The following is an 8,447-nucleotide window of genomic DNA, read 5'->3' as shown; positions in this document are numbered from 1 at the left end:
TGAAACCAGCCAAAAACACCAAACCAATGCCACAGGGGCGGCACGATCCGGCAAATTCAACCAATCACATAACATAATCGGTATCAACAAACTTGGCACACTATTGAGTTCTCAAACAACAGACACATTCGAATATTCCCGGAAACAATTCATAAATGAATTACTGTTCCGTATTTCTTCGCTGCGATGTTTCAATCTTATTTCATCCATATTCACTTTTGCAAATCCGGTTGTTTTTCCGGAATTCACTTGGTGGGATGAATCCGCCCAGCAGAATGGGAGGCAATTTCTCCAGATCCACGCCAAGCGCGGCAAGAATTGCTTCTCATCAGTTGGGGGTTTGTCACCACTCAGCGGCGGCGACTCAAAAAACAATACACGCCCCCCAGCAGCCGCGCAAATCGGCTGCCGGGGGGCGTGCATCAAGGACCCGAAGGTGCTACGGAACCAACACCTCAACAGTGGCCAGGTTCTTCTTGCCCCTGCGCAGGAGCAGGTACTGGCCGTGCAGAAGTTCTGACTCGGAAATGACTGCCTCCGGATCCGACACCTTCTCGTTGTTCACGTAGGCGCCGCCTTCGCCCACGGTCCGGCGAGCGGCAGACTTGCTTTCGGAAAGACCGGACGCCACCAGCAGGTCCACGATTCCCATCTCATCCACCTGCACCGTGGTGGATGGAAGTTCGGAAGTGGCCGCCTGCAGCGTTGCCTTGTCCAAGGCTCCCAGGTCCCCGTTGCCAAAGAGCGCCGCCGAGGCGGCAATCACCTTTTCGGTGGCCTCCACTCCATGCACCAGTGAGGTCACGTCGAAGGCGAGCTTCCGCTGGCCCTCCCGGGCAAAAGGACGCTCGGCAACCGACACGGCAATCTCTTCGATTTCGGCGCGGGTCAGGAACGTGAACACCTTGAGCCGGTCCACCACGTCGGCGTCGGCAGTGTTCAGCCAGAACTGGTAGAACGCGTACGGGCTGCACATGCCTGCATCGAGCCAGATGGCGTTGCCCTCGCTCTTGCCGAATTTGGTTCCGTCGGAGTTGGTAATCAAAGGAGTTCCAAGGGCGTGGACACTCTTGCCCTCCACTTTGCGGATCAGTTCCGTCCCACTGGTGAGGTTGCCCCACTGGTCCGAACCGCCGGTCTGCAGCACGCAGCCGTAGTCGCGGTACAGCTGCAGATAGTCCATGCCCTGCAGTATCTGGTAGCTGAACTCTGTGTAGCTGATGCCTTCATCCGAGTTCAGACGGGATGCGACGGCGTCCTTACGCAGCATGGTTCCCACGCGGAAGTGCTTGCCCACCTCACGCAGGAAGTCGATGGCGCTCAGGGGCGCCGTCCAGTCCAGGTTGTTCACCATCCCGGCAGCGTTGTCCCCGTCAAAGCTGAGGAAGCGGCTCACCTGGGCCTGGAGGTAGCCAACCCATTCCGCAACCGTGTCCTTGGTGTTCAAGGTGCGCTCCGCCGTCGGACGCGGGTCACCGATCATGCCCGTGGATCCGCCCACCAGCCCGAGCGGCTTGTGGCCGGCCAGCTGGAGCCGCCGCATGACCAGCAGCTGGACGAGGTTGCCCAGGTGCAGGCTCGGCGCGGTGGGGTCGAAGCCGCAATAGTACGTGACCGGCCCGTTGGCGAGGAGCTTCTCCAGCTCTGCTTCGTCGGTGGAGACATGGACCAGCCCACGCCACTTCAGTTCCTGCCAAATGTTGGCGAAAGTGGGGTCGTTGCGCTGCGGTTCGAGGTTGTTCAGTTCTGGCACGCTTCCTAAGTTAGCAGTAACGCCGATGGCCCTGTCAGCCGGCAATACCTGCGGGGACGGGCTGCGCCGCAATCAGCCGCAGCCGCTGCGTGGCGCGGGTCATGGCCACGTAGAGGTCCCCCACCTTGCCGTGCTCATGGTTCAGCATCACGGACGGTTCCAGCACCACGACGCCGTCGAACTCCAGGCCCTTTGCCTCGCGCGGGCTGATGACCACGATGTCCTGCTCGTAGCTGCCGGCACCGGTGCCGATCCGCCGGCCGTAGGCGGCACGCAGCGCGGAAGTAGCCTGCGGCAGGAGGTCACCGTCGGCGATCACGGCGAGCAGGCCGCCGTCGAGCGCTTCAAGCTCCTCCGGGAGGACCTCCACAAGCCGGTCCACCACGGCGCCGGCAGAAACTTCGTCGATGATGGGCGCCCAGCGCCCCTCCCTGACGGCCTTGGGCGCGGACACCACAAGTCCTGCGGCGTTGGCCATCCTGACGGCAGCCTCCGCGATCTGGGAGGGCGTGCGGTAGTTGACGGTCAGCTCCTCCAGCTGCCAGCGGTCACCGAACATCGGGGCCAGCGCCCCCTGCCAGGAATTGGCGCCAGCCACGGAACTGGTCTGCGCGATGTCACCCACGATGGTGAAGGACTTCAGCGGGCAGCGCCGGACCAGCAGCCGCCACTGCATGGGCGACAATTCCTGCGCCTCGTCCACCACGATGTGCCCGAAGGCCCAGGTGCGGTCGCTCGTGGCGCGTTCGGCGGCAGTCTGCCGGGCGTCCTGCTCCCGGTTCTGCTCGGCCAGCTCCTCCGCCGACATCAGCGGGTCCACCCCGGCGGCCTCCATGTTGACCAGGGTCTGCTTTGCGTTCGCCAGGTCGCGGGCACGGTCGTGCTCCTGCTGCGCCAGGCCCCGGCCGGCGGCCGGGTCCAGCTCGCCGAGCAGTTCGGCGGCCTCATCCAGCAGCGGGACGTCGGATTCGGTCCACGGCGCATCGGCGGGACGCTGCAGGAGGGCCCGCTCGCCCGGGGTCAGGCCGGGGGTGCAGAACTCCAGCACCTCCGGTTTGCTGAAGAGGTCAGAAATCAGCTTTTCCGGCGTCATGGGCATCCAGCACAGGTTCAGCGCGATCCGCACGTCACGGGCGGTCCGGACGTCCTCCGCAAGGTACGAGCGGTCCGCGTTGTTGCCGATGTTGCCGGCCTCGACGAGTTCGGTCATCTGTTCGGTCAGTTCGCGCAGGAGGATCTTCACGAACGTCACGCGTGCCTCGTTGTACGGCTTTCCGGTGGCACGGGCCCGTTCCCGGGCGCGCCGGACCTGCCGCGGCGTCAGGGTGAGCTTGCGCCCGTCCACCTCAAGGATGCGGTTCTGCGCGGGGACGCGCATGCGGTTGGATACCGCGTTGGCCACGATGGCCGCCATGTCCAGGCGGCCCTTGATGGCGGCCACGTCCGCGTTGGGTTCGGGTACGGCGTGGATGCCGGGCATCAGGCGGCCAAGGCTGGCCATGACCACACCGGTCTCACCGAGGGAGGGCAGCACCCGTTCGATGTATTTCATGAACGACGACGACGGGCCCACCAGCAGCACACCTGCGCTTTTGAGGCGGTCACGGTGCGTGTAGAGGAGGTACGCGGCGCGGTGCAGGGCAACAGCGGTCTTGCCCGTACCCGGGCCGCCCTGGACCACGACGGCGCCGGAGATGGAGGACCGGATGATGCGGTCCTGCTCGGATTGGATGGTGCTGACGATGTCCGACATGCGGCCCGTCCGCTTGGAGTTCAGCGCAGCCAGCAGGGCGCCTTCGCCCTGGAGCGATTCATCGTCCGTGAGCATCCCGGCGTCCAGGACGTCGTCTTCGATGGCCTTGACATCGCGGCCCTGGAGGATCAGGTGCCGGCGGCGGCGTACGCCCTGCCGGTCAAAGGCCGTGGCCTGGTAGAAGTGCCCGGCTTCAGGCGCGCGCCAATCCACCATGAGCCGCTGCAGGTCCTCGGTGGTCAGGCCGATACGGCCGATATACTGCGCTTCGCCGGAGTCCAGGTCCAGGCGGCCGAACACCAGCCGGTCATCCACCGCGTCCAGCTGCGCCAGGCGGTCCTCATACAGTGCGGCAAAGGCGTCACGTTCCGAAACGTTCTGCATGGTGCCTACGGCTCCGGCACGACGGACCTGCGCCAGCTGGCGGCGCTTTTCCTCCCGGAGTTCCTCCAGCCGGGCATACAGGCCGGCTACATACTCCCGTTCGTGGGCCAATTCGGCGTCGAGCATCAACGTTCCCCTATCGCGAAAGACAGACCGTCCATTCTACAACCATTTCCGTTAACGCTGGTGAAACGTGGCAGCGGGTGGCCAAGCCGCCGCCTGTTTCCGGGTTCGGGGCTTCGCTGCCTTGTACTTGGACACCGTTGGGTCGCCGGTGAGCCAGAACCTCCACGCGTACTCTTCCGAGCCTCCGGCGCCAGCCACGCCCACCCGCGGACCGGAGCTGACCGGGCCGCTGGGAACGGAGGGAAGCTCCAGCCCGAAAGGCGGAGCCAGCGCGTCCCGGCCGCTGTCCGCCGTCGTCAATCCCAGCGCTTTGGCGAGGCGGGCCGGGCCGCTGGCCAGATCGGCGGGACTTTTCGACGTCGGACGGCGCTGCTGCGCCAACTCACGGCCGCCCACTATCTCCCCTGCCCGCAGGAGCAGCGCGGATGCTACGCCGGGAGGACCGCAGACGATGTTGGTGCAGTGGTGCATTCCGTAGGTGAAGTACACGTAGAGGTGGCCGGCGGGGCCGAACATGGGTGCGTTGCGGGGCGTTGGGCCACGGTAGGTGTGTGAGCCGGGGTCGGGGTGCAGCGAGTCCTCGGGCCCCAGATAGGCCTCGACCTCGGTCAATCGGATGGATACCGCGCCGTCGCGGGACTCGTGGGTCAGTACGGCCCCCAGCAGCAACGGGGCAAGCTCGCGGGCGTCCCGGGAAAGGAAGTCCCTAAGCTGCTCCGCGGCCGGGGTACTTTCGTTCATTGGTTGACCTTACCCGGATGCCGTGCAGTTCATCCGCTTGGAACAAGGTCCGGCAAAGGCTTTTTGCTGCCACGGCCATGTCCGATTTCCGCTAGCAGCAGTGGTCGCAGGCTGGCAGGATGGAGGGATGGACTTCTGGCAGCGCTACCGGGCAATCGATGCCCGCGACCCCCGGTTCGACGGCCAGTTCTTTACAGCCGTCCGCACCACGGAGATCTATTGCCGCCCCTCATGCCCGGCCCGGACCCCCAAAGCATCGAACGTGACGTTCTACGAAACATCCGCGGCGGCACATGAAGCAGGCTATCGCGCCTGCAAGCGCTGCCTGCCCGAGGCGGTGCCCGGTACCCCGGCCTGGAACGTGCGGCAGGATGTGGCGGGCCGCGCGATGCGCCTGATCAACGACGGCGTGATCAACCGGGACGGGGTGGCGGGTCTTGCCGCCCGCCTGGGGTATTCGCCGCGCCAGCTCAACCGGATCCTGGGCCAGGAGCTTGGCGCCGGTCCCCTGTCGCTGGCCCGTGCGGCAAGGGCCCAGACTGCGCGCACCCTGCTTGTGTCAACATCGATGAAACTCGCGGACGTCGCCTTTGCGGCAGGCTTCAGCAGTATCAGGCAATTCAATGAAACCATCGCCGAAGTGTTCGACATGACTCCCACGGCACTCCGCAGGACGGTCCGGCACCCGCTGCCCGGCGCCCGCACCACGGCCCTGACCCTGGGCCTGCCCTACCGCCCGCCGTTCGATCCAGGCATCTTCTCCTTCCTGGCGGTCCGCGCCATCCCGGGGATCGAGGAGGCTACGGCCACCTCCTACGCACGGACCCTGCGGCTCCCCCACGGCGACGCGCGGTTCATGGTGGAGTACGACGGCGGGGCCCGGGAACGGCCGCTGATCCTCACCGTCGGCGCGGTGGACCTTCGCGACCTCCCGGCGCTGCTCAGCCGCATACGGAGGCTGTTCGACCTCGACGCGGACCCGGAGGCGATCGACGGCACGCTGGAAGCCGACCCCCGGCTGGCTGCTTCCGTTGCGGCGATCCCCGGGATCCGGATGCCGGGGGCGGTGGATCCGCAGGAACTCTTGGTGCGCGCCATGGTGGGCCAGCAGGTCACGGTGGCGGCGGCCCGGACCGCATTGACCCAGTTGTCCGCGGCCGGCAGCCCCAGCAGTGCGCCCGGCGACGGCCTGGACCGGTTGTTTCCCACCCCCGCTGAGATCGCGGCCGCCGGACACCTGCTGCGTGGGCCCCGGCGCAGGACCGAATCGCTGTTGCACGCCGCGGCTGCGATGGCCGCCGGGCACCTCGAGTTCGGCTACGGCGACGACCTCCCAGGCCTTACGGCGGCGCTGCTGCCCCTGCCGGGTGTGGGGCCCTGGACGGTAGGCTACGTCGCGATGCGGGTCCTGGGCGCTCCCGATATCTTCCTTGCCAACGACGCCGCCGTCCGGAACGGGATCCGCGCCGTCGATAATGGGGATTACGCCCTGAGCACTGATTTCCGGGAGACCAGCCCGTGGCGCTCCTACGCCACGATGCACCTATGGCGCGCCGCTGCCCGGCCCGCCACCACCACGACCGTTCCCGCGAAAGGGATGCCATGAAAGCGCAACTGCTGCAGCTGTCCACGCCGGACGGACCGTTCACCATTCTCGCCGCGGATGGTGTAGTCCTTGCCTCGGGCTGGACGGCCGATCTTTCGGAACTGACCGGCCAGGTCCATCCCACGCTGCGGCCCGACGCTGTGGAGGAGGTGACAAGCCTTGGCGGGATCTCGTCCGCCGTCCAAGCCTTCTATGACGGCGACCCCGCACCGGCCATGGCAGTGCCGGTTCGCCAGCAGTCCGGCCCGTTCCGCGCCCATGCCTGGGATGTGCTGCGGCAGGTCAAACCGGGCGCTCCCGTCACGTACACCGAGTACGCGGCCCTTGCAGGGAACCCGCGCGCCGTGCGGGCCGCAGCGAGTGCCTGCGCCTTTAACGCAGCCGCGCTGTTCGTTCCCTGCCACCGCGTGATCCGGACGGACGGCTCGCTGGGCGGTTTCCGCTGGGGCCTGCGCATCAAGGAGAGCCTCCTGGCCCGCGAGGCAGCCTGACCAATTCCCACTTCCGCGAGATGGCATTTAAAGGCAGTGTTGCCCCCGGAATATTGCGGTTAAATGCCATCTCGCGGAGGGGTGCGGGGGGTGGGACCGCTACTTGGGCTCCGGCATCGCCGACGGCCAAGGCAGCAGGTCCGGGAGGTCGGTGCCGTCCCCGGCGGCGGTGGCGCGCAGGCTGTCCAGCGACGGCTGCCGCCCCGCAAGCCAGGCCGCAATGTCGGTGACCATGCCGCTGACGACGACGGTGCTGCCGCCGGCGCCGAGGGCCAGCGGCGGAAGTGCCACGGGCTGCAGGAGCAGCCTGGTTTCGGCCGGCACGCGGGCGGCCAGGAAGTCGAAGAGGTGCGAGCAGAATTCCCGGTTCCAGGTTTCCGGTCCTGCACCGGTGTCAAGGTCCGACGTGTGGATAACCAGCTCGCGCCAGAGCGCCAGCGCGGCGTCGAAGATTACCCCGTTGCGGAACGCGATCCGCGTCTGCCATTCGTCCTCCCCAAGTGCGTCGAAGGCGGCCAGCGCACGCTGCACGCCGGCCGCAACGTCCTCCCGGTGCTGCTCGAGGCTGTGTCCGGCGGCGAGATTGATGGCCCGGTTGCGGCCTTCCACGCCGCCGTCGTAAAGCTCCACGGTTTCGCCGCGGTGGCCGTATTCCACTTGCCGGGCCAGGGCATTGCAGATGCCGGCAATGTGGGCCAGGAGGTGGCCGCGGCTCCAGCCGGGAAGGGTGGACGGAGCGCTTTCGCCGCCGGCGGGAATCCGGTCCAGCCCGGCAGTCAACGCAGCGGCAGCCTTGTGCAGCTCAGCCATCAGGGCGGCTGGTGTTGGAGTGGTCATGCGGCCAGCCTAGCTGAGCGGTTTAGCCCAGCGGCCTACCGTCCGGCCCGACACGGTGGCGGACGTGCTGGCCGTCGTTGCTGGCCTGCCAGAACTCGATCTCGGCCGGCCGGACAGCGTAGAGCTGCCAGTGCGGGTTGTCGTTGCCGTCGGCCCGGGGTCGCTCATGCCAGTCGACGGCGGACGCCTCGGCGGAGAGCTCGGTCACGGGGCCTGCCACCCGGACCTGGCGGCCAAGGGCCGGCCAGTAGAAGTTCATCGCGGCCCGGGGTGACTCCGCCAGTTCCCGGCCCTTGCGTGAGGTGCGGGACGTGGCGAAGTGCCAGCCGTCGTCGTCAATGTTCTTCAGGATCAGCATCCGCGAGGACGGCTGCTGCTCGCCGCCCTGGCCGGTGCCCAGGGTGGCGAGGCTGAACGCGTGCGGCTGCTGCTCCCCCGCGTCCAGTGCCTCGTCCAGCCACTGTTTGAAGAGCAGGGCCGGGTCCTGCGGGGCATTGTCCGGTTCGAATCCGGGCAGGTTGGAGGGAAAGTCGGGCAGGGTGCGAAGGAACTTCCGGAAGGTTTCGCTCATGGGGCCAGCCTAGCCCGGCCCTAAACGCCGCGAGGTGGCACTTCACGGCAGTGTCTTTCAGGCAAAGTCAACTAGTCAGTGCAACGCAGGGGTTTAGGCCGCTGTTTGCAGCAGCAGCTGGTTCAGCCGGTTGGCTGGGGTCTCGAGGTTCAGGGTGGGCCGGGGACGGCGGTTGAGTTTCGCGG

General features: G+C 66.7%; 8 protein-coding genes. 3 read left to right on the top strand and 5 right to left on the bottom strand.

Going from position 1 to position 8,447, the window contains the following annotated elements:
- On the top strand, positions 1 to 520 hold a 520-nt coding region (locus IEW19_RS23835; RefSeq protein WP_229748726.1), incomplete at its 5' end, for a hypothetical protein.
- Here the strand turns inward: IEW19_RS23835 and tyrS are convergent.
- From tyrS to IEW19_RS22800, 3 genes are read right to left on the bottom strand one after another with little or no spacing between them, the layout of a single operon-like run.
- Complete coding sequence (tyrS, locus tag IEW19_RS22810) at positions 440 to 1,753, bottom strand: tyrosine--tRNA ligase (RefSeq protein ID WP_188573830.1); 1,314 nt, start codon at positions 1,751 to 1,753, stop codon at positions 440 to 442. The genes IEW19_RS23835 and tyrS overlap by 81 nt on opposite strands.
- Before the next feature lie 34 nt (positions 1,754 to 1,787).
- Complete coding sequence (locus IEW19_RS22805) at positions 1,788 to 4,016, bottom strand: HelD family protein (protein ID WP_188573829.1); 2,229 nt, start codon at positions 4,014 to 4,016, stop codon at positions 1,788 to 1,790.
- A gap of 51 nt (positions 4,017 to 4,067) precedes the next feature.
- The gene (locus tag IEW19_RS22800; protein WP_188573828.1) at positions 4,068 to 4,757 is read right to left on the bottom strand and encodes a DNA-3-methyladenine glycosylase; all 690 of its coding nucleotides are present in this window, start codon (positions 4,755 to 4,757) and stop codon (positions 4,068 to 4,070) included.
- Between the two features lie 127 nt (positions 4,758 to 4,884).
- Here IEW19_RS22800 and IEW19_RS22795 point away from each other — a divergent pair, with 127 nt between their 5' ends.
- Complete coding sequence (locus IEW19_RS22795; RefSeq protein WP_188573827.1) at positions 4,885 to 6,363, top strand: AlkA N-terminal domain-containing protein; 1,479 nt, start codon at positions 4,885 to 4,887, stop codon at positions 6,361 to 6,363.
- On the top strand, positions 6,360 to 6,854 hold the full coding sequence (locus tag IEW19_RS22790) for a methylated-DNA--[protein]-cysteine S-methyltransferase (RefSeq protein ID WP_188573826.1): 495 nt from the start codon (positions 6,360 to 6,362) through the stop codon (positions 6,852 to 6,854). The genes IEW19_RS22795 and IEW19_RS22790 overlap by 4 nt, the downstream gene beginning before the upstream one ends.
- A gap of 99 nt (positions 6,855 to 6,953) precedes the next feature.
- Here the strand turns inward: IEW19_RS22790 and IEW19_RS22785 are convergent, their stop codons facing one another.
- Together IEW19_RS22785 and IEW19_RS22780 are read right to left on the bottom strand one after the other, a co-directional pair.
- Positions 6,954 to 7,691 (bottom strand): maleylpyruvate isomerase family mycothiol-dependent enzyme, encoded by a 738-nt coding sequence (locus IEW19_RS22785; protein ID WP_188573825.1) that lies wholly within the window; start codon positions 7,689 to 7,691, stop codon positions 6,954 to 6,956.
- Between the two features lie 22 nt (positions 7,692 to 7,713).
- Positions 7,714 to 8,262, bottom strand: coding sequence for a pyridoxine/pyridoxamine 5'-phosphate oxidase (locus tag IEW19_RS22780; RefSeq protein WP_188573824.1), 549 nt, complete (start codon positions 8,260 to 8,262; stop codon positions 7,714 to 7,716).
- Positions 8,263 to 8,447: the final 185 nt, after the last annotated feature.

It is taken from the genome of Arthrobacter liuii (assembly GCF_014639275.1).
Lineage (GTDB): Bacteria > Actinomycetota > Actinomycetes > Actinomycetales > Micrococcaceae > Arthrobacter > Arthrobacter liuii.
This window is presented reverse-complemented; position numbering and strand designations above follow the sequence as displayed.

What these genes read in the sequence shown, in the direction of transcription:
- IEW19_RS22805 (WP_188573829.1), bottom strand. Translation starts at nt 4,016, where the DNA reads ATGCTCGACGCCGAATTGGCCCACGAACGGGAGTATGTAGCCGGCCTG.
- IEW19_RS22795 (WP_188573827.1), top strand. Translation starts at nt 4,885, where the DNA reads ATGGACTTCTGGCAGCGCTACCGGGCAATCGATGCCCGCGACCCCCGG.
- IEW19_RS22785 (WP_188573825.1), bottom strand. Translation starts at nt 7,691, where the DNA reads ATGACCACTCCAACACCAGCCGCCCTGATGGCTGAGCTGCACAAGGCT.
- IEW19_RS22800 (WP_188573828.1), bottom strand. Translation starts at nt 4,757, where the DNA reads ATGAACGAAAGTACCCCGGCCGCGGAGCAGCTTAGGGACTTCCTTTCC.
- IEW19_RS22790 (WP_188573826.1), top strand. Translation starts at nt 6,360, where the DNA reads ATGAAAGCGCAACTGCTGCAGCTGTCCACGCCGGACGGACCGTTCACC.
- IEW19_RS22780 (WP_188573824.1), bottom strand. Translation starts at nt 8,262, where the DNA reads ATGAGCGAAACCTTCCGGAAGTTCCTTCGCACCCTGCCCGACTTTCCC.